This is a genomic window from Aeromicrobium sp. Root236 (genome assembly GCF_001428805.1).
In the GTDB taxonomy this organism is placed as follows: domain Bacteria; phylum Actinomycetota; class Actinomycetes; order Propionibacteriales; family Nocardioidaceae; genus Aeromicrobium.
On record NZ_LMIS01000001.1, the window covers coordinates 1,356,057 to 1,377,859 of the forward strand.

Annotated in this window: 21 protein-coding genes; 13 read left to right on the forward strand and 8 right to left on the reverse strand. The window is 70.7% G+C overall.

What is annotated here, in order from left to right; genetic code table 11:
* Nucleotides 1-37: 37 nt before the first annotated feature.
* Both ASE12_RS06825 and ASE12_RS06830 read left to right on the forward strand, forming a co-directional pair.
* Complete coding sequence (locus ASE12_RS06825) at nucleotides 38-1,354, forward strand: zinc-dependent metalloprotease (protein ID WP_056398595.1); 1,317 nt, start codon at nucleotides 38-40, stop codon at nucleotides 1,352-1,354.
* The gene (locus tag ASE12_RS06830) at nucleotides 1,351-1,902 is read left to right on the forward strand and encodes an NUDIX hydrolase (protein ID WP_056398598.1); all 552 of its coding nucleotides are present in this window, start codon (nucleotides 1,351-1,353) and stop codon (nucleotides 1,900-1,902) included. Before ASE12_RS06825 ends, ASE12_RS06830 begins: the two co-directional genes overlap by 4 nt.
* Here ASE12_RS06830 and ASE12_RS06835 read toward each other — a convergent pair.
* Nucleotides 1,853-2,353: a M48 family metallopeptidase gene (locus ASE12_RS06835; RefSeq protein ID WP_056398600.1), complete on the reverse strand. Its 501-nt coding sequence runs from the start codon at nucleotides 2,351-2,353 to the stop codon at nucleotides 1,853-1,855. The genes ASE12_RS06830 and ASE12_RS06835 overlap by 50 nt on opposite strands.
* Nucleotides 2,354-2,795: 442 nt before the next feature.
* Here ASE12_RS06835 and ASE12_RS20500 point away from each other — a divergent pair, with 442 nt between their 5' ends.
* Together ASE12_RS20500 and ASE12_RS06840 are read left to right on the forward strand one after the other, a co-directional pair.
* Nucleotides 2,796-2,954 (forward strand): DUF5679 domain-containing protein, encoded by a 159-nt coding sequence (locus ASE12_RS20500; RefSeq protein WP_200935378.1) that lies wholly within the window; start codon nucleotides 2,796-2,798, stop codon nucleotides 2,952-2,954.
* Between the two features lie 189 nt (nucleotides 2,955-3,143).
* On the forward strand, nucleotides 3,144-4,031 hold the full coding sequence (locus ASE12_RS06840) for a hypothetical protein (protein ID WP_157412838.1): 888 nt from the start codon (nucleotides 3,144-3,146) through the stop codon (nucleotides 4,029-4,031).
* A 2-nt stretch (nucleotides 4,032-4,033) separates the two neighbouring features.
* Here the strand turns inward: ASE12_RS06840 and ASE12_RS06845 are convergent, their stop codons facing one another.
* On the reverse strand, nucleotides 4,034-4,786 hold the full coding sequence (locus tag ASE12_RS06845) for an SDR family NAD(P)-dependent oxidoreductase (protein WP_056398606.1): 753 nt from the start codon (nucleotides 4,784-4,786) through the stop codon (nucleotides 4,034-4,036).
* A gap of 91 nt (nucleotides 4,787-4,877) precedes the next feature.
* On the opposite strand from ASE12_RS06845, the gene ASE12_RS06850 reads away from it, so the two are divergent.
* Nucleotides 4,878-6,224, forward strand: a complete 1,347-nt coding sequence (locus ASE12_RS06850) for an ABC1 kinase family protein (RefSeq protein WP_369797171.1) — start codon at nucleotides 4,878-4,880, stop codon at nucleotides 6,222-6,224.
* On the opposite strand, the gene ASE12_RS06855 is transcribed toward ASE12_RS06850, so the two are convergent.
* Nucleotides 6,221-8,266: an ATP-dependent DNA helicase UvrD2 gene (locus ASE12_RS06855; protein ID WP_056398613.1), complete on the reverse strand. Its 2,046-nt coding sequence runs from the start codon at nucleotides 8,264-8,266 to the stop codon at nucleotides 6,221-6,223. The two genes, ASE12_RS06850 and ASE12_RS06855, sit on opposite strands and share 4 nt — an antisense overlap.
* A gap of 75 nt (nucleotides 8,267-8,341) precedes the next feature.
* Here ASE12_RS06855 and ASE12_RS06860 point away from each other — a divergent pair, with 75 nt between their 5' ends.
* Nucleotides 8,342-8,590, forward strand: a complete 249-nt coding sequence (locus tag ASE12_RS06860; protein ID WP_056398616.1) for a mycoredoxin — start codon at nucleotides 8,342-8,344, stop codon at nucleotides 8,588-8,590.
* On the opposite strand, the gene nudC is transcribed toward ASE12_RS06860, so the two are convergent.
* Nucleotides 8,587-9,444 carry an NAD(+) diphosphatase gene (gene nudC / locus ASE12_RS06865; protein WP_056398619.1) on the reverse strand — a complete coding sequence of 286 codons (858 nt, stop codon included), beginning with the start codon at nucleotides 9,442-9,444 and terminating at the stop codon, nucleotides 8,587-8,589. The genes ASE12_RS06860 and nudC overlap by 4 nt on opposite strands.
* 60 nt (nucleotides 9,445-9,504) lie before the next feature.
* Here nudC and ASE12_RS06870 point away from each other — a divergent pair, with 60 nt between their 5' ends.
* Nucleotides 9,505-10,170 (forward strand): TMEM175 family protein, encoded by a 666-nt coding sequence (locus tag ASE12_RS06870; protein WP_056398622.1) that lies wholly within the window; start codon nucleotides 9,505-9,507, stop codon nucleotides 10,168-10,170.
* Here the strand turns inward: ASE12_RS06870 and ASE12_RS06875 are convergent.
* The 4 genes from ASE12_RS06875 to moeZ all read right to left on the reverse strand — a co-directional run bounded on the left by ASE12_RS06875 (nucleotide 10,167) and on the right by moeZ (nucleotide 18,152).
* Nucleotides 10,167-13,337 (reverse strand): ATP-dependent DNA helicase, encoded by a 3,171-nt coding sequence (locus ASE12_RS06875; protein ID WP_056398626.1) that lies wholly within the window; start codon nucleotides 13,335-13,337, stop codon nucleotides 10,167-10,169. The two genes, ASE12_RS06870 and ASE12_RS06875, sit on opposite strands and share 4 nt — an antisense overlap.
* Nucleotides 13,334-16,531, reverse strand: a complete 3,198-nt coding sequence (locus ASE12_RS06880) for an ATP-dependent DNA helicase (protein ID WP_056398628.1) — start codon at nucleotides 16,529-16,531, stop codon at nucleotides 13,334-13,336. Before ASE12_RS06880 ends, ASE12_RS06875 begins: the two co-directional genes overlap by 4 nt.
* A gap of 29 nt (nucleotides 16,532-16,560) precedes the next feature.
* Nucleotides 16,561-16,857, reverse strand: a complete 297-nt coding sequence (locus ASE12_RS06885; protein ID WP_056398629.1) for an MGMT family protein — start codon at nucleotides 16,855-16,857, stop codon at nucleotides 16,561-16,563.
* A 122-nt stretch (nucleotides 16,858-16,979) separates the two neighbouring features.
* The gene (gene moeZ, locus ASE12_RS06890; protein WP_056398631.1) at nucleotides 16,980-18,152 is read right to left on the reverse strand and encodes an adenylyltransferase/sulfurtransferase MoeZ; all 1,173 of its coding nucleotides are present in this window, start codon (nucleotides 18,150-18,152) and stop codon (nucleotides 16,980-16,982) included.
* Nucleotides 18,153-18,279: 127 nt separating this feature from the next.
* On the opposite strand from moeZ, the gene ASE12_RS06895 reads away from it, so the two are divergent.
* The 6 genes from ASE12_RS06895 to ASE12_RS06920 are packed head-to-tail and all read left to right on the forward strand — an operon-like array spanning nucleotide 18,280 to nucleotide 21,732.
* Nucleotides 18,280-18,930: a TetR/AcrR family transcriptional regulator gene (locus tag ASE12_RS06895; RefSeq protein ID WP_056404603.1), complete on the forward strand. Its 651-nt coding sequence runs from the start codon at nucleotides 18,280-18,282 to the stop codon at nucleotides 18,928-18,930.
* Nucleotides 18,927-19,187, forward strand: coding sequence for a DUF3107 domain-containing protein (locus tag ASE12_RS06900; protein ID WP_235508858.1), 261 nt, complete (start codon nucleotides 18,927-18,929; stop codon nucleotides 19,185-19,187). Before ASE12_RS06895 ends, ASE12_RS06900 begins: the two co-directional genes overlap by 4 nt.
* A 10-nt stretch (nucleotides 19,188-19,197) precedes the next feature.
* Nucleotides 19,198-19,560: a hypothetical protein gene (locus ASE12_RS06905; protein ID WP_056398632.1), complete on the forward strand. Its 363-nt coding sequence runs from the start codon at nucleotides 19,198-19,200 to the stop codon at nucleotides 19,558-19,560.
* 3 nt (nucleotides 19,561-19,563) lie between these two features.
* On the forward strand, nucleotides 19,564-20,100 hold the full coding sequence (locus ASE12_RS06910; protein WP_056398634.1) for a GrpB family protein: 537 nt from the start codon (nucleotides 19,564-19,566) through the stop codon (nucleotides 20,098-20,100).
* A 53-nt stretch (nucleotides 20,101-20,153) separates the two neighbouring features.
* Nucleotides 20,154-20,498, forward strand: coding sequence for a YciI family protein (locus ASE12_RS06915; RefSeq protein ID WP_056398636.1), 345 nt, complete (start codon nucleotides 20,154-20,156; stop codon nucleotides 20,496-20,498).
* A gap of 4 nt (nucleotides 20,499-20,502) precedes the next feature.
* Nucleotides 20,503-21,732 (forward strand): RNA polymerase sigma factor, encoded by a 1,230-nt coding sequence (locus ASE12_RS06920; RefSeq protein WP_056398639.1) that lies wholly within the window; start codon nucleotides 20,503-20,505, stop codon nucleotides 21,730-21,732.
* Nucleotides 21,733-21,803 lie beyond the last annotated feature (71 nt).

Genomic DNA, 21,803 nt, shown 5'->3' on the forward strand with positions numbered 1-21,803 from the left:
CCGTGGGATCGGCGCATCCGGTCGCTACTGTTGACGTATGGCCGAGAACGAGAACGAAGAGCCCGACAACCCCTTCAAGGGCACGCCCATGGAGCAGCTGTTCGGCGCGTTCTCCGGGGGCCAGATGGACATGAACCAGATCATGGGCCAGATGCAGAAGATGTTCGCGCCGCACGAAGGCAGCGTCAACTTCGACCTGGCCAAGGATGTCGCGCGGCACACCGTCGCCGCGGCCGGGCCGGACCCCACGCCCAACTCGGCCCAGCAGGGCGCGGTCGACGATGCCGCCCAGCTCGCCGAGTCGTGGCTCGACACCGTCACGTCGATCCCCGTCGGTGCGACCACCGCGACGGCGTGGAGTCGCGCGGAGTGGATCGAGGCGACGTCCGACACCTGGCAGCAGCTCGTCGAGCCGATCGCCGCCCACGTCGTCAAGGCGATGGGTGAGGCACTCCCCGAGGAGGCCAAGGCGATGGCCGGGCCGCTGATGGGCATGCTGACGCAGGCCGGTGGCGCGATGTTCGGCCAGCAGGTCGGCCAGGCCCTGGGCGGGCTCGCCGGCGAGGTCGTGTCATCGACCGAGATCGGCATCCCGCTCGGCCCCGAGCGGATCGCCGCGGTGCTCCCGTCCGGCGTCGAGGCGTTCGGTGAGGGCCTCGAGCACCCGGCCTCGGACGTGCTGCTGTACATCGTGCTGCGCGAGTGCGCCCACCACCGCCTGTTCCACCACTCCCCCTGGCTCCGCCCGGCACTCGTCGGCGCGATCGAGGAGTTCGGTCGCGGCACCCGCATCGACGTCAGCGCGATCGAGTCGCAGCTGCAGGGCCTCGACCCGTCACGCCCCGAGGAGATCCAGGAGGCGCTGGCCGGCGGCCTGTTCGAGCCTGAGCGCACCCCGGAGCAGCAGCGAGCCCTCGACCGGCTCGAGACGCTGCTCGCGTTCATCGAGGGCTGGGTCGACGAGATCGTCACCCAGGCGACCAAGGACCGCATGCCGGCTGCCGGGCCGCTCGCCGAGGCGATGCGCCGCCGCCGTGCTGCCGGCGGCCCGGCCGAGCAGACGTTCGCGTCCCTCGTCGGCCTGGAGCTGCGTCCGCGCAAGCTGCGCGAGGCCACCACGCTGTGGGCGGCGCTGCGCGACCGTCAGGGCGCCGACGCCCGCGATGCCGTGTGGAGCCACCCCGACCTGATGCCGTCCGCGGCCGACCTCGACGATCCGCTCGGCTTCGCGCAGGGCGAGCACCGCACGCAGAGCGACGACGACTTCGACGCGGCTCTGGGCGAGCTGCTCGACAGCGATCCGGGCGACGGGGCTGACGGCCCCGACGCCGGTCCGGACAGCCCGCGCGAGTGACGCTGCGCCACGACGCGCACGGCGTGCTGAGCGGCTGGCGCGCGCCCGACGCCGGGCAGGAGCAGTTGCGTGAGCTGTACGTCGCGCACACCGAGGCGTACGCCGACGCCATGAGCCGGGAGTGCCATCCCGATCACCTCACGGCCAGCGCGATCATCTTCTCGGCCGATCACCAGCGCGTCCTGCTGACCTTGCACCGCATCATCAAGCGGTGGCTGCAGACCGGCGGGCACTGCGAGCCCGACGACGCGACCCTTGCCGACGCCGCGTTGCGGGAGGGTCGCGAGGAGAGCGGGATCGTCGACCTCGTGATCGACCCGGTGCCCGTGCTGCTGTCCCGGCACGAGGTGCCGTGCGGACCGGTGCGACCGGCCCATCACCTCGACGTGCAGTACGTCGCCGTCGCACCTGTCGGGGCGCAGCACGTCATCAGCGACGAGTCGGACGACCTGGCGTGGTTCAGCGTCGACGCGTTGCCGACCGAGACCGACGCGTCGGTCAGGGCGCTGATCGCTGCTGCCAGGACACGCCTTCGAGGAACGCCTTAGCCCTCGCCGTCTCGGGATAGGCGTCGACGAGCGCCCAGAACTGCTTGCTGTGGTTGGGCTCGATGAGGTGCGCCAGCTCGTGCAGGAGCACGTAGTCGACGACCCACTCGGGCATGCCCTTGAGCCGGTCGGACAGCCGGATGCTGCGGTCGGCGCTGGTGCAGGAGCCCCAGCGGCTGTTCTGGTTGGACACCCAGCGCACCGACAGCGGGACCGCGCGACCGTCGAGCCACCTGGTCGACAGCTGGGTGGCGCGCGCCCGGAGGTCGTCGTCGCTCGGACGTACGCGTTGCTCCCGGCGGTCGAGGCGCTCGACGAGGCTGCGCACGTGGCGCTCCTCCTCGGCCTTGGAGAGGTGCGCCGGCATCAGGACGATCGTCTTGTCGCCCTCGCGGTAGGCGCGCACCGTGCGCTTGCGCCGCGCGCTGCGCCGGATCTCGACCTCTCCCATGCCCGAAACCTATCGGCTGGAGCCGACCTTTTGTCCGTCCACAACGCCTGCCCGGCAAACCGGCTGGTCACACAGGCAGATTCGCGACTGTGAGGCGGTGGACACACAGGTTGTACACCGCGCCGTCCACATGCCCCCTCGGCGTTCCCCACAACTTGTCCCCACTGTTATCCACAGGCGTGGACAACGGTTGGGCGAAACCGGTTGCCGGGAGCCTCTCGCGGCCCTAGCGTGAACCGCATTCGAGGCTCCCGACGGAGCTCGCAAGGGGAAGGCAAGCTCCGTCGGGAGCCTCTTCTTCGTCCCGGCTGATTCACGCGGGGTTGGACCTGCGATTTCAGCATTCCGACGCGCCGAACGCCTTTACGCTCAGCTGAGCGTGAAACGGCCCTCCCACGCGTACGCTGAACGTGACTAGCACCACATCGGCAAGGAGGCCGCAATGTCGGAAACATGGAGTGGCGAGTTCTACTGCGTCAAGTGCAAGGAAAAGCGCGAGGCGTCCGGAGAGGTCCACGTCAGTGACAAGGGCACTCGTATGGCCAAGGGCGTCTGCCCGGTCTGTGGTACCAAGCTGAACCGGATCCTCGGTAAGGCCTGAACCACCCGCGGGGTCCGGGCCCCGCACTTCCCCGAGTTTTGCGGAGGATCCGACACCGTCGGGTCCTCCGCACCTCTGTCTGCACCGAGCGAGCTCTGCGAGCGAGCGAGCGTGCAGGCAGGTTGAGCGATCGCCTACCTTGTGGACGACTCGTTCGTCACGCGAACGCCGAGGCGTCACCCTGACGACATGGCCTTCCGACCTGCGCTTCGACCCGGCGCACCGCTCCTGCGCCGCGACGCCACGCACCTGCAGGTCGGCACCTCCCCCGGCATCGTGATCGCCGACCGCCCGGGACTCCTCGAGCTGCTGCGCCTCCTCGACGGGGCCCGTGACGTCGACCGGCTGGCCGCGATCGCCGGCACGATGATCCCCGAGCTCACGGCGCCGGTCCCCGAGATCCTCGCCGAGCTCCGATCCGCCGGCGTCGTGTACGACGCCACGCGCTGGAGCGCGGCCCACCTCCGGGGCCTCGACGCGGAGGCCCGGCACGCCGACTTCGGCGGTGACGACCCGGCCCGGTTGCGCCACCGGCAGGCGTACGGGATCGCGCTCCACGCTGATGCCGGGAGCCGGCGGCTGACCGAGATCGTCCAGTCCGCCCTCGTCGACTCCGGGATCAGCCAGTTCGCGCCTGAGGATCCCGACCTGCTGGTCATCGCCTCGTGCGGCGAGCCGGCGCGCACCGTGTTCGAGCAGCCCGTACGCCTCGGCATCGACCACCTGCCCGTCGTGATCGACGAGGACCGCGTGCGGATCGGTCCGCTCGTACGTCCCGGGCGCACGCCGTGCGTCTCGTGCCACGACCTGCACCGGGCCGACTGGGACCGCGCCTGGCCGGCTCTGGTGCACCAGCTCGGCCGGCACAGCGCCACCATGACTCCGCCGGCCGTCGACGCGGTGACGACCCACGCCGCCGCCCTCGAGGTCGCCGTCGAGGTGCTGGCCCATGCTGACGGCCGCACGAGCCGCACGTTCGGCCGGTGCCTGGTCGTCGGACCGGCCCACGACGAGCGCGACAGCTGGCCGCTGGCGTTCCACCACGCGTGCACGTGCGACCTGCTCAGGGCCGCCTGAGCTCAGGCCGTGGCGCCGCCGTCGACCACCAGGTCGTGCCCCACGACGTACGACGAGCGCGGCGAGCACAGCCACAGCACCGCCGCGACGATCTCGTCGACGGTGGCCGCGCGGCCGGACGGGTTGACCTCGGCGAGGCGGCGCGCACGGTCGGCCTCGGACTCCCCCGGCCGCAACGACATCGTCGTCTCGGTCGGTCCCGGGCTGATCGCGTTGATCCGCACGCCGTCGCCGATGTGGTCGAGCGCCGCACCACGGGTCAGCGCACTGACCGCTGCCTTCGTGGCGACGTAGCCCGCCATGCCGGCGCGCCGCTGGTGGGCGCCGATGTTGGACGCCGTGTTGACGATGACGCCGCCGCCGGCGCTGCGCATGTGGGCGATCTCGTGCTTCATCGCCAGGAAGACGCCCGTCAGGTTGACCGCGACGAGCCGGTCCCAGTCGACCGGGTCGAGATCGGCCAACGGTGCGGCGGCCAGGATCCCGGCGTTGTTGAACGCGATGTCGAGACGGCCGTGCCGCGTCACGGTCGCGCTGATCAGGTCCGCCACCTCGTCCGCGACCGTCACGTCGGCACGATGCGCATAGGCGGTCCCGCCGGCCGCCTCGACGGCCGCCACGGTCTCGTCGAGCGACGCGGCACGTCGGCCGGCGACCACGACGGTCGCTCCTTGGGCGGCGAGCGCCACGGCCGCAGCCCGGCCGATTCCCGATCCGCCACCGGTGACCAGCGCCACCTGATCCACGAATTCCATTCCCTGCGACCTCCCGAGTCTCGCCGCCCACCGGCGATGGTGGCGCGGCCGTTCAGCCGACTGAATGCGCCCGCCCGACTACCCTAGGGGTGTGCCGAACAAGCCAGCTGATGACCCGAAGGGCCGGCCGCTGACCGGTAGTGCGTTCATGCGCACCGCTCGCCTCGCCTCGCTCCCCGTCGGCTTCGCCGGGCGTACGACGCTGGGTCTCGGCAAGCGCATGGTCGGCGCGCCGGCGAACGTCGTGCTCAACGAGGTGCAGCGGCGTACGGCCGACCAGATCTTCTCGGTGCTCGGCCAGCTCAAGGGCGGCGCGATGAAGTTCGGCCAGGCCATGAGCATCTTCGAGGCCGCGCTGCCCGAGGAGCTCATCGGGCCCTACCGCGAGACGCTCGTCAAGCTGCAGGACTCCGCACCGCCCATGCCGCCCGACACGGTGCACCGCGTGATGGCCGAGGAGTTCGGCGCCGACTGGCGGCAACAGTTCACCTCGTTCGAGGACAAGCCGGCCGCCTCCGCCTCGATCGGCCAGGTGCACCGCGCGGTGTGGGCCGACGGCCAGGACGTGGCGGTCAAGCTGCAATATCCGGGAGCCGCCAAGGCGCTGACCGCCGACCTCAAGCAGATCGCCCGACTCGCGCGGCTCTTCGGCACCCTGGCACCGGCGCTCGACGTCAAGCCGCTGGTGCAGGAGCTCCAGGACCGGGTCGCCGAGGAGCTCGACTACAACCTGGAGGCCGGCGCGCAGAGCATGTTCGCTGCCGAGTTCGCGGGTGATCCCGAGATCGTCGTGCCGGACGTGCTGGCCTACACCGAGCGCGCCCTCGTCTCGACCTGGCTCGAGAGCGATCACTCGTTGGCGCAGGTCATCACGGAGGGCACGCAGGAGGAGCGCGACCGGTACGGCGAGGCGTACGTCAGGTTCCTGTTCGCGGGGCCGATGCGCACCGGCATGCTCCACGCCGATCCGCACCCCGGCAACTTCCGCGTCATGCCTGACGGCCGGCTCGGTGTCGTCGACTACGGCGCCGTGGCTCGGCTCCCGGACGGGCTGCCCGAGCCCGTCGGCCGGCTGCTGCGCCACGCGGTCGCCGGCGACTACGACCTGGTCCTCGAGGGACTGCGCGACGAGGGCTTCCTCAAGCGCACCACCGACCTCGACGCCGACACGATCGCCCGCTACATCGGCCCGTTCGTCGAGCCGGCCAGCGTCGAGCGGTTCACGTTCAGCCGCGAGTGGATGCGGGCGCAGACCTTGCGGGTGAGCGCACTGACATCGGAGGGCATGGGTACGGCGATGAAGATCAACCTGCCGCCGCAGTACCTCTTGATCCATCGCGTGTGGATCGGTGGCATCGGTGTGCTCAGCCAGCTCGGCGCCACTGCCCCGTTCCGCGCCATCCTCGAGGAGTCCCTCCCGGGGTTTGCTGACGCCTAGCGCGACCGGATCAGCTCCAGCACCGACTCGGCGTACTTCTCGAGCTTGGCCGGGCCGATGCCGGGCACCTTGGCGAGCGCGTCGGGGTCGGCGGGCTTGACCTCGGCGATCGACTGGAGGGTCGCGTCGGTGAAGATCACGTAGGCCGGCTTGCCCTGCTCGGTCGCCTGCTCGGTGCGCCACGCTCGGAGCTGCTCGTAGAGCTCTTCGTCGTAGGTCGCCGGGCAGTCCTCGCAGCGCCCGCGCTTGCGGTCGGCGACCGCCAGGACGGTGTTGCACACGCGGCACTTGGCCACCTTGCGCTCGCGCGGCTGGCGCGCGGTCTGCCGGGCCTCGTGGTCGGCCGGCAGCAGCGGGTCGAGGAAGCGAGTGGGCCGGCGGTTGCCGCGGCCACCGCGGTTGCGGGTCACCGCCCAGGAGATCATCAGGTCGTGCCGCGCGCGGGTGAGGCCGACGTAGAACAGCCGGCGCTCCTCCTCGACGGCCGCAGGGGTGTCGGCGTGGACGCTGGGCATCATGCCCTCGTGCATGCCGACGCAGAACACGGCGTCCCACTCCAGGCCCTTGGCCGAGTGCAACGTCGCCAGCGTGACGCCGTCGGCCGCGGGGGCGTGAGCCTGGTCGGCGCGGCGATCGAGGTCGGCGACGAGCGCGGTGAGGTCGGCTGCGGGGTCGGACTCGACGAGCTCTGCGGCCATCGACACGATCGCGTGGAGCGACTCCCACCGATCGCGTACGGCGCCGGCTCCGGTCGGCGGCTCGTCGGTGTGGCCCATCGCGGCGAAGATCGCCCGCACCTCCTGGACCAGCTCGCCACCGCCCTCACCGCCGCGAGCGGCACCGCGCAGCAGCGTGACGGCCTGGCGTACCTCAGCCCGGCGGAAGAATCCCTCGACCCCGCGCAGGACGTAGGGGATGCCGTGCTCGCCGAGCGCCTCCTCGAACGCCTCGGACTGGGCGTTGATCCGGAACAGGATCGCCATCTCCTTGTAGGAGACGCCTCGCCGGTGGAGCAGGGCGATCTCACTCGCGACGGCGGCAGCCTCGGCCTGCTCGTCGGGGAAGCCGATGTAGGTCACCGGATCACCCGGCTCCTGCTGGGACTGCAGGCGTACGCCGTCGGTGCCGTTGGTGCGGCTGAAGACCGCGTTGGCCGCGGCGACGATCTGGGGCGTCGACCGGTAGTTGCGGACGAGCTCGATGCGCTGGGCACCCTCGTGGCGGCGGCCGAACGAGCTGAGGATCTCCGGCGATGCGCCCGCGAACGAGTAGATCGTCTGGCGCGGGTCGCCGACGACGCAGATGTCGTTGCGGCCGCCGAGCCACAGCTCGAGCAGCGTCGACTGGAGCGGGTTGACGTCCTGGAACTCGTCGACCACGAACCAGCGATATTGCTGGCGGACCTGGGCCGCGATGCGCTCGTCGTCGGCGAGGATCGCCGCGGTGATCAGGAGGATGTCCTCCATGTCGATGCGGCCGCGATCGCGCTTGACGTCCTCGTAGGCCGTCATGATGTTGCCGACCGTGGGATGGTCGAGGTCGGCGACCTCGCGGCGCGCGGGACCTGCCGCTGCCGCATAGGCGGCGGGGCGGATGTTGGAGACCTTGGCCCACTCGATCTCTGACGACAGGTCGCGCAGCAACGGGGTGTCGGTGCGAATGCCGAGGCGTCGCGCGGCCTCGGCGACCAGCGCGAACTTGGAGGCCGTGACCTCGGGGAACTCGCCGCCGTAGACCTGGGGCCAGAAGTAGCGGGCCTGCCGCAGTGCGGCTGAGTGGAACGTGCGTGCCTGGACGCCGTCGGCGCCGAGCTGGCGCAGCCGGGTGCGCATCTCGCCCGCGGCGCGGGTCGTGAACGTCACCGCGAGCACCTCGGTGGGCTTGTAGACGCCCGTCGCCACGCCGTAGGCCATGCGGTGCGTGATCGCCCGGGTCTTGCCCGTGCCGGCACCCGCGACCACGCTGACGGGCCCCCTCAGCGCCTGGGCGACCTCACGCTGCTCAGGATCGAGCCCCGTCAACAGGTCGTCGGCACTGGGCACGCAAGCTCCTCATGGAATGGTTGAAGTGGCAATGATGTTGAGACAATCAAGACTAGTCGTCGAAGGAGACACTCCATGTCGGGCACGTTCACGATGTACTCCACCCCCTGGTGCGGGTACTGCCACCGGCTCAAGGGCCAGCTCAAGCGCGAAGGCATCGCCTTCGACGAGGTCGACATCGAGCAGGTGCCCGAGGCCGCGTTCATCGTCGAGCAGGCCAACAACGGCAACCAGACCGTCCCCACGCTGGTCTTCTCGGACGGCACGGCGCTGACCAACCCGTCCGTCGCCCAGGTCAAGGCACAGCTCGCCGCAGCAAGCTAGGACCAACGGCCGCTGATCGTCCCTCCGTGCCACTTCTGGAGGAGCCACCTCGAGATCGACACGTTGGGCGGCAGCAGCATCTCGCTGGCCGCCGTCATCTGCGTGACGTCGTCACGGGTGAACCACCGCGCCTCGGCGATCTCGTTCTCGTCGATCGTGATGTCCGACGTCAGCGCCTGACCGAAGAACCCCAGCATCAGGCTTGACGGGAACGGCCACGGCTGGCTGCCGGCATAGGTGACCTCGCCGACCTGGATGCCGACCTCCTCGAGCACCTCACGGCGTACGGCGTCGTCGAGCGACTCCCCCGGCTCGACGAAGCCGGCCAGGGTCGAGAACCGGCCCTCCGGCCACTGCTGGCCGCGGCCCAGCAACGCTCGGTCGTCGCCGTCGGTGATCAGCATGATGACCGCGGGATCGGTGCGCGGGAAGTGGTGCGTGCCGCACGCCGGGCAGATGCGCACATGTCCGGCCTCGGCCGGGTTGGTCGGCTGGCCACAGTTGGCGCAGAACCGGTGGTACTCGTGCCACCGCGCGATGCCGACGGCATGGACGCCGAGGGATGCCTCGTCGGGCGCCATCGTCGGGCCGAGCGTGCGGAGGCTCACCGGCGCCAGCGCGTCGGGCACCCGGTCGACCATGACCGCCGCATAACGGACGCCGTCCTTGATGCCGAGGAAGATCCACTCGCCGTCGGGTGCCTCGTCAAGGCTGAGCCACCGGATGCCGGTGCCGGCGGTCGCGACGTGCTCACCGCCGATCACCATGACGCGTACGTCCGGGGTGCGCCACGCGTCGTCCTTGCGCAGATGACCCGCGCGGTCGTGCTGGGTACGGTCGAAGGCAAAGTCCACGCCTCTACGCTAGTCCGAGCCTCCGCTCGAGCTCGTCGCGGCGTCGCTAGGCTCGGCCGAATGAGCGACGCACCCGCCAACGCCCGCACCCGCTACGCCCGGCTGTTCAGCGCCGCGCGGCCGAGTGAACGGGTCGAGTTCTTCAGCGACGCGGTGTTCGCGATCGCCATGACCCTCCTGGTGCTCAACATCAGGCTGCCCGACGTCGAGCCCTCCGAGGTCGGGGCGGCGCTGCGCGACCTCACGCCGGAGCTCTTCGCGTACGCCTTGAGCTTCATCGTGATCGCCGCCGCCTGGATCGGGCACCATCGCCGTTTCGAGATCATCGACGGCGTGGACAGTGGGCTGATCCGGCTCAACCTCGCCCTGCTGTTCGTCATCGCGTTCCTGCCGTTCCCGACGTCGGTGCTCAGCGAGTACGGCTCCACGGTGCCGGCGGTCGTGCTGTACGCCTCGACGGTGACCGCGATGGGCCTCGTGCAGCTGGCGACCTGGATGTACGTGTGCCGGAGGGGCCGGCTCAACGTCACGGTCGACCGCGGGGCCTATCGGTTCGGTGTGCTGACGATCGCCGTCGACCCCGCCGTGTTCGCCCTCTCGATCGGCATCGCGCTGCTGGGCTGGCCCGAAGCGGCGATGTACAGCTGGCTCCTCCTGATCCCCGTGTCCGCGCTCGCCCGCCGGTGGCAACCCGGCGGCGCCGACCTGACTCCGGTCAACGGCTAGGCGGGGTCGCTGCCACGGAGCAGGGCCTCGAGAGCGGCCCTGTCGAGCAGCTGGTCGGCCTCGTAGCGCACCGTCCTGCCCAGACGTACGTAGTAGAAGGCCCCGGTGACGTCCTCGGGCGCGACGCCGTTGAGCTCGGCCCACGCCAGCCGGTAGATCGACAGCTGCAACGGGTCGGCCGTCGGCTTCTTGTTGGTCTTCCAGTCGACCACCTCGAAGCGGGTGCGGCCGTCCTCGGCCGTGGTGGCGAACACCGCGTCGATGCGCCCGATGACCTGCTGACCTGCCAGGACGATCGAGAACGGCGCCTCGATGGCGAAGGGATCGCGTTGTCCGTACTCGCCCTCGCTGAACAGCTTGATGACCTCGTCGAGCTCCGCGTCGGAGTTGAGGTCCACGTCGCCCTGTCCCGGCAGCTCCGCGGGGTCGAGCAGCACCTGCTGGCCGTAGTGCGCCTCGACCCACGCATGGAAGCGGGTGCCGAACCGCGCAGCAGGTGACGGGCGGCGCGGCATGGGGCGGGCCAGCTCACGCGCGAACGATGCCTCGTCGTCGGCCAGGCCGAGCATCGAGGTGGTCGAGACCGAGCCGGGCAAGGTCACGACACGTTGCTGCGCAGCCATGGCATCGGCCTCGGCGAGCAGCAGGTCGACGTCGGCGCACAGCTCGTCGAGGCGGTCGACGGGCAACAGGGCCACGTCGTACGCGGGCCGATCGGGGCGCTCGAGCGTGTCGCGGACGGCCGAGGCCAGCGCCTGACGGCGCGCCAGGACCGGCGGAGCCGTCGGCCAGTCGGAGCGCTGCACGGTGTCGAGGTGCGGATTGGTGGCGCCGGGAGCGGGTTGGGGCGCCCAGACCGTCGCGTCCGCACCGTTGTCGATCAGCCACTGACGGGTCGCGATCAGGAACTCCGACGGGCCGCGCGGCTTGATCTGGGTGCGACCCCACCAGTGTCCCGACAGCACCAGACGTTCCTCGGCGCGGGTGTAGGCGACGTAGGCCAGGCGCCGCTCCTCCATGTGTCCCAGCTCCTTGTTGCGAGCGTCGTGGACGTTGCGGGAGTCGTCGGTCCAGTCCTCCGGACGATCGGCCAGCTGAGGCAGGCTCGACCGGTCCCCACGCAAGGCGGTCGGCACGGCCGACGCGGTCGTGATCCAGTTGGCGCGGCCCTGTCCCGTGGGGAACACGGTCGCGGACATGAACGGGACGAAGACGGTGTTCCACTCCAGCCCCTTGGCCCGGTGGATCGTCAGGAGCTTGACGGATTCGGCCTCGGACGGGGTGAACACCTCCATGCCCTGGTTGTAGACCTCCTCGGCGTTGAAGTAGGACAGCAGGCCCGCGAGCGAGGCGTAGCGATCGCTCTCGGAATAGGTCGCCACCGCGTCGAGGAACAGGGCGAGGTTGTCGCCGGCACCCTCGACGTCGCCGGCCTCGAGCTCGATGTCGAGGTCGAGCATCCGGACGGCACGTCGCGCCAGGTCGATCAGCGGCTCACTACTGTGCCGGCGCACCGAGGTGATGATGCCGGACAGCTCGGCGAACCGAGCTCGGGCGGCGTCGGAGTAGGGCAGGTCGCCGAGGTCCTCCAGGGCATCGGCCAGAGCGACGATCTCGGTCGGGTCCGTGCCTTCGACCGCGTGCGCCAGGTCGGCCGCCAAGGAGGGCTCGGACTCGTCGTCGCGGCTGACCGACCGGCTCAGCTGCGAGGCGCGCCGGCCCAGCAGTGCGAGGTCGCGCGGGCCGATGTTCCAGCGCGGTCCAGTGAGGAGCCGCAGGGTCGCCGGGTTGGCGGTCACGTCGTCGACGACCTCGAGCAGCGACACCACGTCCCGCACCTCGGGCTGCGCGAGCAGACCCTGCAGGCCGACGATCTCGAACGGGATGTGTGAGTCGCGCAACGCCTTGACGATCTCGCCGTTCTCGGCCGCGACGCGCACCAGGATCGCCACGCTGCGCAACGGGACGACGCCCTCGTCGCGGATCTGCTCGATCTGGCGCACCATGGCGCTGATCTCCTGGGACACCGTCGAGTGCAGTGCGACCTCGACGCGGCCACCCGGCTCCTTGCCGGAGACCAGCGGCTCGACGCTCTTGGTGATCCTGGCGTCCTCGTAGAACGCCGAGATGATGTGGTTGGCGGCACCGATGATCTCGGGCCGGCACCGATAGGTCTGCCGCAACGTCAAGCGCCGGCCCGGCACGCCCTCGATCGCGAAGTCGTCGAGGAAGTCCTCGAGGTTGCCGGTTGCCGCCCCTCGCCACCCGTAGATGCCTTGAGCGGGATCGCCGACCGCAGTCACCGGGAGTCCGGCGAACAGCCCCACCAGCAGGTCACGCTGGGCGACGGACGTGTCCTGGTACTCGTCGAGCAGGACGACGTCGTACTTCTCAAGCATGGAGTCGCGTACGGCCTGCAGCCTGGCGAGCTCGGCGCCCCAGGCCATCTGGTCGGAGAAGTCCATGACGCCGTCGGCGAGCTTGGCCGCGCGGTAGGCGTCGACGAGCCGGCTGAGCTCGGACCGCTTGCGCGCGGTGGCCGCGGCCAGTGCGACGACCTTGTGGCCCGACTGGCCCCAGTCGTCGCAGGCCATCACGGCCTCGTCGTAGGCCCTCAGAGCCGCCGGGGTGACGAGGTGCTCGGAGAGCTCCGAGTCGAGCTTCATCGCGTCGGGCACGAGTCGCGGGATGTAGGTCGTGACGAGGTCGAGCGATCCCTCGTAGGACTCGATCGCACGGGCGAAGCGCTGGAACCGGGACGCGTCGGTGACGACGCGCAGGTCGGGCTCGACGCCCAGGCGCAGCCCGTGCTCGGCGATGAGGGTGCCCGCGAAGGCGTGATAGGTCGACGCCGTGACCTCACCCCAGCCTGCTTCGGCGTGGTCGACGCCCAACAGCTCGAGGCTGGCCCGGATGCGCTGGCCCAGCTCGGCGGCCGCCTTGTTGGTGAACGTCAGGCCGAGGATGCGCTCTGGCGGTATGCCGAGGTGCCCGACGAGCCAGACCACCCGGGCCGCCATCACCGTGGTCTTGCCGGAGCCGGCGCCGGCGATGATCGAGCTCGGCGCGTCCAGCCCGAGCGTGATCGCGTCGAGCTGGGCGCGCGAGAACTGGCGGTCGAGGATCTCGCTGAGGTGCTGCTCGTCGCGCACCAGGGCCGCAGTCATGGCTTCTCCTCGATGAGGATCGACGCGCCTTCGTCGTGTGCCGGGCAGATGCGCTTGAACGCGCAGTAGCCGCATGCCCCACCGACCGTCGCGGCGAACTCCTCGGCATCGATCAGGCGGACCGCCTCGGTGACCTGCTCGCGGGCAGTCGTCGTGCCCTCAGGGGCGCCGGGCTGGGTGCGAGTCGCGGCTGACTTGGTGCTGGTGCGCAGGTAGACGAGCTCGGCGCCGGCCGGACCGTCACCCGGAGCGAGCTCGTCGAGGGCGCCGGCATCGACGGCCAGCTGATAGACACCCAGCTGAGCGTTGACGGCCGCGTCCTTGGCGGTCATGGGGGTCTTGGAGGTCTTGAAGTCCACGACGTGGATGCCGTCGTCGTCGCGCTCGACGCGGTCCATCGAACCGATGAACCTGGCCCCGCGGCCGTCGATGTCGATCGTGACGTCGAAGGGGTGCTCGACGGCGAGCACCTCGCGCGGGTTGGCCCGGTGCCACTGGGCGAACTTCTCGAGCGCCTCGACCGCCTCGCGCCGCTCCCGGACGCTGATCCACGGCGCGAGACCCAGCGCGTCCCACACCGCATCGAGGTGTGCCGACAGCTCGGCCACATCGGGCTCGACGCCGCTGCGAACCGCTTCGGCCGCCAGGGCGTGGACGATGGACCCGAATCCCTGCGCTGCCGAGGTGCCCCGGTCGCCCTTGGCCTCGTGCCCGGCGAACCACTGCAGGGCGCACTTGGTGAGCGTGTTCATCTGGCTGCCGGACAGCCGCAACGCCTCGGCCGGGTCACGCACCGGTTCGTCGTTGGTGGTGCGCTCGGCCAGGCCCCACCAGCGGTCGGGGTGCGCGGAGCGACCGGAGGGGTGCTCGGCGAGCCGGGCCAGCTGGGCGGCGACCCGGGCGCGGACGGCCTCGTCATCGGTGGACTCGCCGATGCGGCGCAGCTCGGCGATCGCACCACGCAGCGACAGGGAGCGGCGGGGGCGCGGCTCCGCCTCCGGGAGCGTACGGACGGCCGCGCCGAGGAGGTGCGCGTGCAGCTCGCCGACGAACCGCGAGGGCTGGTCTCCCTCGTCGGATCCGCTGGCGACCGCCGTGACGACGAGCCGGGACCGGGCCCGGCTGCACGCCACGTAGAACAGGCGCCGCTCCTCCGCCGCCGCGGTCCAGGGCGACGGCGGAGGCAGGACGCCATCGGGTGAGAGCCGGTCGCCCTGCAGCAGGCTGCCGCGTGCCCGCAGGTCCGGCCACTCGCCGTCCTGCACGCCCGCCACCACCACCAGCGGCCACTCGAGTCCCTTGGACCGGTGCGCGGTCATGAGCTGCACCGCATCGCCCGAGTCGCCGCTCTGGGCGATCGAGCTCGCGGGGATCTGCTGGGCCTCGAGGGCACGGGCCACCTCGGCCACGGAGCGGTGCGCCTCGCGCTCCTCGGCGCGGGCCGCCTCGGCGAACAGCGCGCACACCGCGTCGAGGTCGTGATTGGCCCGGGCACTGCCGTCGCCGTCGCCCTCGGCCTCTGTCTGCAACCGTGCGGGCCACCTCGTGCCGTCCCACACCGTCCACAGCACCTGCTCGGCCGGGTCGCCGTCCTTGATCTGCTCAGCCGCCTTGAGGAGCAGCTCGCTGAGCCTGGTCGCGGCCTCGACGGCACGGGCCGGCGGCCCCTGCACCTCCAACGTGGCCAGATGCGTCGGGTCGCCCAGCGCCTCGGCGATGAGGATCCGGGACGCCCTGGGCGTCTGGCCGTCGGCGGCATCGGCCTTGCGGAGCGTACGACCGAGGCGCCGGACGCCGGCTGCGTCGAGGTGCCCCAGCGGGCCGGTCAGCAGCGCGTGGGCCACATCGGGGGTGAGCGTCTCGCCGCGGCTCAACGAGTCGGCGGCGTGCAGAGCGGACAGCAGCGTGCGTACGGCCGGCTCGACCGCCAGCGGGAGCTCGTCGCCGGCCACCTCGACCGGCACGCTGGAGGCGACCATCGCGCGCTGCATCCGGGTCAGATGGGCACCGGACCGGACGAGGACCGCCATGTCACGCCACGGGACGTGGTCGTGCAGGTGGGCCTCGCGGAGCATCAGCGCGATGTGCTCAGCCTCCGCCGTCGGCGTGGAGAACGTCCGCACGTCGACGATGCCCGGGTCGTCGACCTTGCTGGTGGGGTTGCGCAGGGCGGCGTAGGCCGATCCGTCGACAGCGCCGAGGGCGCCCTTGTTGTCGACGATCGACCTCACGGCCGCGGCGATGTTGTCGCCGTAGCGATTGGTGTAGGCGAGGGTCAGCCGTGGCGCCGGGCCGGCGGCAGTGGCGAACGCGTCAGGGAACTCGACGATGCCGCGCACGTCGGCACCGCGGAAGCCGTAGATCGACTGGTAGGGGTCGCCCACGACCACGAGGTCACGACCGTCGCCAGCCAGCGCCTGCAGGAGCTCGACCTGGAGCGGGTCGGTGTCTTGATATTCGTCGACCACGACCAGGGCGAGCTTGGCCCGCCACCGGTCGCGTACCTCGGGATCCTTGAGGGCGTTGACCACCGCGAAGATCAGGTCGGTGTGGTCGATCGTGTTGGCCAGCGCCGCCACGGCGGTGACCTCGTCGAAGAACCGGGCGGCCGACTTCCAGTCGTCGCGATCGGTGCGGTTGGCCACCTGGGCCAGGTCGGCATCGTCCATGCCCAGCGCGCGGGCCGAGGCGATGAGCGAACGCAGCTCGGAGGCCAGCCCCCGGGTGCGCAGCGCCGGCCGCAGGACGGCGGGCCACTGCTCGGCGTCGACGCCTGCCAGGACCTCGGAGATCATGGCGTCGTTCTCAGGCGCACTGAGCAGGCGGATCGGGTTGGCGAAGTCGGTCGGCGACTGCTCGGCCCGCAGGAGGGCGTAGCAGAACGCGTGGAAGGTCATCGCCGGCGTCGTGCTGGTGGTGCGGGCGAGGCGCCGTGCGATCCGCGACCGGATCTCCTGTGCGGCCTTGCGGCTGAACGTGAGGACCAGGATCTGGTCGGGGCTCAGACCGCCGTTCTCGACCCGGTCGACGACCAGCTCGACGAGCGCCGTGGTCTTGCCCGCACCCGGCCCGGCCAGGACCTGCAGCGGGCCGCCGCCGGAGGAGAAGTGGTCGAGCACGGCCTGCTGGCTCTCGTCGAGCACCGGCGGGGTGCTCGACGCGGCGCTCGGCCGCTGCAGGACGTACTCAGGCATGCCCCCATCTCACCAGACGGGGATGACACTCAGTCGGCGAAGTCCCACAGGGCGTTCTTCATGTCGACCCGGCCGTTGCGTACGGGTGTGCTCTCCTCGAGCCAGTGCAGCTGCGCCTCGGGCATCAGCGGCGGAGCCATCGCCCCGTCGGCGCGGACGACGCGCCACCACGGCACGGCCTGGCCCTCCATCGCCATGACCCGTCCGACGTAGCGCGGACCGTAGCCGGCGGCGAGGTGCTCGGCGATCGCGCCGTACGAGACGGCCCGGCCGACCGGGATCCGCTCCACGAGGTCGAGCACCCGCTCGACGAACTCACGATCCATAGGGCTTTCCTACGCGCTGAGCCTGACGTTTCCGCTGGTGCGGCACGGCGTGTCGCAACAGAAACGTCAGGCCCAACTCGCAGAGCTCGTGGGGGGACCCCCAGGCCCATCGAGAGCGGAGGTCAGTACGAGGGCTGGCTGGGGTCGATCTGGTTGACCCAGGCGACGACGCCGCCGCCCACGTGCACGGAGTCCTTGTAGCCGGCACCCTTGAGCACCGCGAGCGCCTCGGCCGAACGTACGCCGGACTTGCAGTGCAGGACGATCTGCTTGTCGTCGGGCAGCTGCTCCAGCGCGTTGCCGTTGAGGAACTCGCCCTTGGGGATCAGGATCGAGCCCGGGATCTTGTTGATCTCGTACTCACCCGGCTCGCGTACGTCGACCAGCACGAAGTCGCGCCCGCCGTCGTTGCGCTCCTTGAGCCAGCCGTCGAGCGTCGTCACCGAGATCGTCGAGTCGGCGGCCGCGTCCGCAGCCTCCTCGCTGATCGCGCCGCAGAACGCCTCGTAGTCGTCCATCAGCCCGGTGATCGGCTGGCCGGTCGGGTCGCGGCGGATGTTGAGCGTCGAGTAGCGCATCTCGAGCGCGTCGTACACCATCAGCCGGCCGATCAGCGGGTCGCCGATGCCGGTGATCAGCTTGATCGCCTCGGTCACCATGATCGAGCCGATCGACGCGCACAGCACGCCCAGCACGCCGCCCTCGGCGCACGACGGGACCATGCCCGGCGGCGGCGGCTCGGGGTAGAGGTCGCGGTACTGCGGCCCCTCCTGCGCCCAGAACACCGACACCTGGCCCTCGAACCGGTAGATCGAGCCCCACACGTACGGCTTGTTGAGCAGCACCGCAGCGTCGTTGACGAGGTAGCGCGTCGCGAAGTTGTCGGTGCCGTCGAGGATCAGGTCGTAGTCGGCGAAGATCTCCAGCACGTTGTCGGTGTCGAGCCGCACGTGGTGCTTGATCACGTTGACGTACGGGTTGATCTCCGCGACCGACTCCGCAGCCGAGTCGACCTTGGGCTTGTCGATGTCGGACTGCCCGTGGATGACCTGGCGCTGCAGGTTGGACTCGTCGACGACGTCGTCATCGATGATGCCGAGCGTGCCCACGCCCGCGGCGGCGAGGTAGAGCAGCGCCGGGCTGCCGAGGCCGCCGGCGCCGATCACGAGGACCTTGGCGTTCTTGAGCCGCTTCTGACCCGTCATCCCGACGTCGGGGATGATGAGGTGCCGGCTGTAGCGGCGTACCTCGTCGATGGTCAGTTCGTCGGCGGGTTCCACGAGTGGGGCGACCACGGGTTCTCCTCTGTGCTTGCTGAGCTGCAAACGGTTCTGGCGGCATAACACCGCCCGCACGCTCCATTGTTCCCCGTACGGCCAACGCCCCCGGCGGGCGTCCGGATGTCGGGCACGACCGACTACGCTGGGGCTCGTGACCGAAACCACCCCGCTGCGTCCGCGCACGAGCCGCCTGCCGCGCACCGCGCGCCGCGCTCAGCTGCTGGAGGTCGCGCTCGAGGTGTTCGTCGAGCAGGGCTACCACTCCGCGTCGATGGATGAGATCGCCGAGCGCGCGGGCGTCTCCAAGCCCGTGCTCTACCAGCACTTCCCCGGCAAGCTCGATCTCTACCTCGCGCTGCTCGAGACGTCGTGCGACACCGTGATCGACGGCGTCAAGACCGCTCTCGCGTCGACGTCCGACAACCGCAAGCGCGTCCAGGCGACGATGGAGCTCTGGTACGACTACGTCGCCGACCAGGGCGCCGCGTTCCGGCTCGTGTTCGAGTCCGACCTCACGAGCGACCCGTCCGTACGCGAGCAGATCGACCGCGTCATCGAGGACTCTGCCGCCGCGATCGCCGAGGTCATCCGCGAGGACACCGGCCTGCCGGTCGCCGCGTCGCACCTGCTGGCCGTCAGCCTCGTGGGCATGGGTCATGTCGGCGCCCGCAACTGGCTCTCGCAGGACTCGAGCCTGACCCGCAGCGAAGCCGTCCAGCTCGTCGCCGGCCTCGCCTGGCGCGGCATCGGCGGATTCCCCCGCAACGAAGATGACATCAAAGGAGATGAGTGACCGTGGAGGTCAAGATCGGCGTGCAGCACGCCGCCCGTGAGCTGTCGGTGGCAACCGAGTCGACACCCGACGCCGTGCTCAAGGCACTGGAGACGGCGATGAAGGACGACGCCGTGTTCACCCTGACCGACACCAAGGGTCGTACGGTCGCGGTCCCAGCCAGCAAGGTCGCCTACCTCGACTTCACGTCAGACCTCGGCCGCAAGGTCGGTTTCGGTCTCGCCGCGAGCGAAGCCGTCACCGCCGCTGCGAAGTAGGTCGATCCCGATGGCCGAACCCGTCGACACCCGGGAGATCCCGGTCACCGGCGACCCGACACGCGCTCGGGCCTCCGTCGTCCAGGCGCTGGAGAGCCGCGGGTTCGCCGTCACGTGGCACGACGAGTGGTCGGGCACCGCTGAGAAGGGCACTCGGGGCAAGCAGCTCCTGCTGGGCGGGTTCGCGCCGCACCTGCAGGTCGGCCTGGCGCTGCACGCGATCGATGCCGGCACCGTCGTCCGGCTGACCCGTCCGTCCGTCGGCATGTCCGGCGGCCTCATGGGGCGAGCCAAGGCGGTCAAGCAGTTCAACGGCGTCGTCGACGAGCTCGTGGCGGCGTTCCGCCAGTCCGGCGTCCTGCTCGAGGGCTAGGCGATGGCCGACGACGCCACCGAGTACCTCCTGCCACCCACGCGCGTCGACGGCACGATCGAGCTGCGCGAGTACGACCCGCAGTGGCCCGCGACGTTCGAGGGCCTCGCGACCGGCATCCGCACGGCGCTGGGCCCCGTCGCCACGGCGGTCGAGCACGTCGGCTCGACCTCGGTGCCGGGGCTGCCGGCCAAGCCGATCATCGACATCAACCTGCTCGTCGTGGACAGCGCCGACGAGCAGGCGTACGTGCCGGCGCTCGAGCAGCTCGGCTACGTGCTGCACCTCCGCGAGCCCGGCTGGCACGAGCATCGGCTCCTGCGGCTGGACGACCCCCGGGTCAACCTGCACGTCTTCACCGCCGGCTCCCCCGAGCACGACCGCATGATCACGTTCCGCGACCGCCTACGCACCGACCCGGCGTCGTTCGAGCGCTATCTCGCGACCAAGCAACGCCTCGCGGGCCAGCACTGGGAGCACGTCCAGGACTACGCCGACGAGAAATCCACGGTCGTCGAGCAGATCCTGTCGGATTCCTAGGGGTCCCGTTCGTCGTGCTCATGTACGACGATGAATCCGACGAAGGAGCAGGCATGAAGTACTTGATGATGGTCGTCAGTGATCCTGAGGCCGCAGACCGGCCGGCCGACCCAGCCGTTGACGAGGTCGAGGACTGGGTCTCCAGGAACGACGCGGCCGGCAAACGGGTGATCGGTGAACGACTCCGCCCGCCGGAGGCCGCCACGACCGTCCGCCGCCGTGGTGGTGAGCTGCTCGTCACGGACGGGCCGTTCACCGAGAGCCGCGAGTGGATCGCCGGCTTCGACGTCCTCGAGTGCGACGACCTCGACGAGGCCATCGCGATCGCGGCGACGCACCCGATGGTTGCTGCCGGGACGATCGAGCTGCGGCCGTTCTGGCCGTTCGACGAGGCCTGAGCACATGCCGGCCGGCGGGGGCGTGACCGGCGAGGACGTCGGTCGCGCCCTCGCCGACGCGTTGGCGGAGCAACGGCTGCGGATCGTCGCCTCCCTCATCCGTACGACCGGTGACTGGGACCTCGCCGAGGACGTGGTGTCCGACGCTGCGGAGCGGGCGCTGTTGACCTGGCCGCGTGACGGCATACCGGCCAACCCCGCCGCGTGGCTGACCGCGACGGCTCGACGGCGCGCCATCGACGTGCTGCGACGGGTGCAGGTCGAACGGGGCAAGCTGGCGGAGGCGGCCGCGATCGAGGAGCTGACCGACGACTACGCCGATCCGTCGCCGATGGGTGACGACCGGCTCAGACTGGTCTTCACGTGCTGCCACCCCGCTCTCGCGCTCGAGGCCCGGGTGGCGCTGACGCTCAAGGTCGTCTCAGGGCTGCCGACCGAGGCGATCGGCCGGGCGTTCCTCACCACGGAGGCCACGATGGGGCAGCGGCTCCTGCGCGCCAAGAACAAGATCGCGCACGCCGGGATCCCCTACCGCGTACCGACCGATGACCTCGCCGAGCGCATCGACGGCGTGCTGGCGGTCGTCTATCTCGTCTTCACCGAGGGGTATGCGACAAGCGTCCGCTCCCTCGCCGACGAGGCCATCCGGCTCGGCCGGCTGCTCGTCGCGCTGCTGCCGGACTCTGACGAGACGCGCGCGCTGCTGGCGCTGATGCTGCTGCAACACTCGCGGCGCGATGCCCGCGAGGTCGACGGCGAGCGGGTGACGCTCGAGCACCAGGACCGTTCGCTCTGGCACCACGACGAGATCGAGGAGGCCCTCGCGTTGCTCCGTCGCCGCTGGACCGTGCGGGGTCCGTATGCCGTGCAGGCCGACATCGCCGCGGTGCACGCGACGGCGCGGTCGGCGGACCGGACGGACTGGCCCGCGATCGTCGCGCTGTACGACGAGCTGCTCGGCATCGCCGACTCGCCGGTGATCGCGCTCAACCGGGCGGTGGCCGTCGGGATGAGCGACGGCGCACTCGCCGGACTCGCGGCGTTGGAGTCGGCGGCGGAGGACTCGCGACTGGCCGGGCACTACCTCGTCGCCGCCGCACGTGGTGACCTGCTGAGCCGCGCAGGGCTGCAGGAGGAGGCGCTGATCGCCGTCGAGCGGGCGATCGACCTCGCGCCGACCGAACAGGAGCGCCGTCAGCTCGAGCAGCGCGCCGCGGAGCTCAGGCGTTCCTGAGCCTCGGGCGGTGACCTGGTCGCCTTTCACGTCCTGGGGCGGTGACCTGGTCGCCTTTCTCGCTGCTTGAA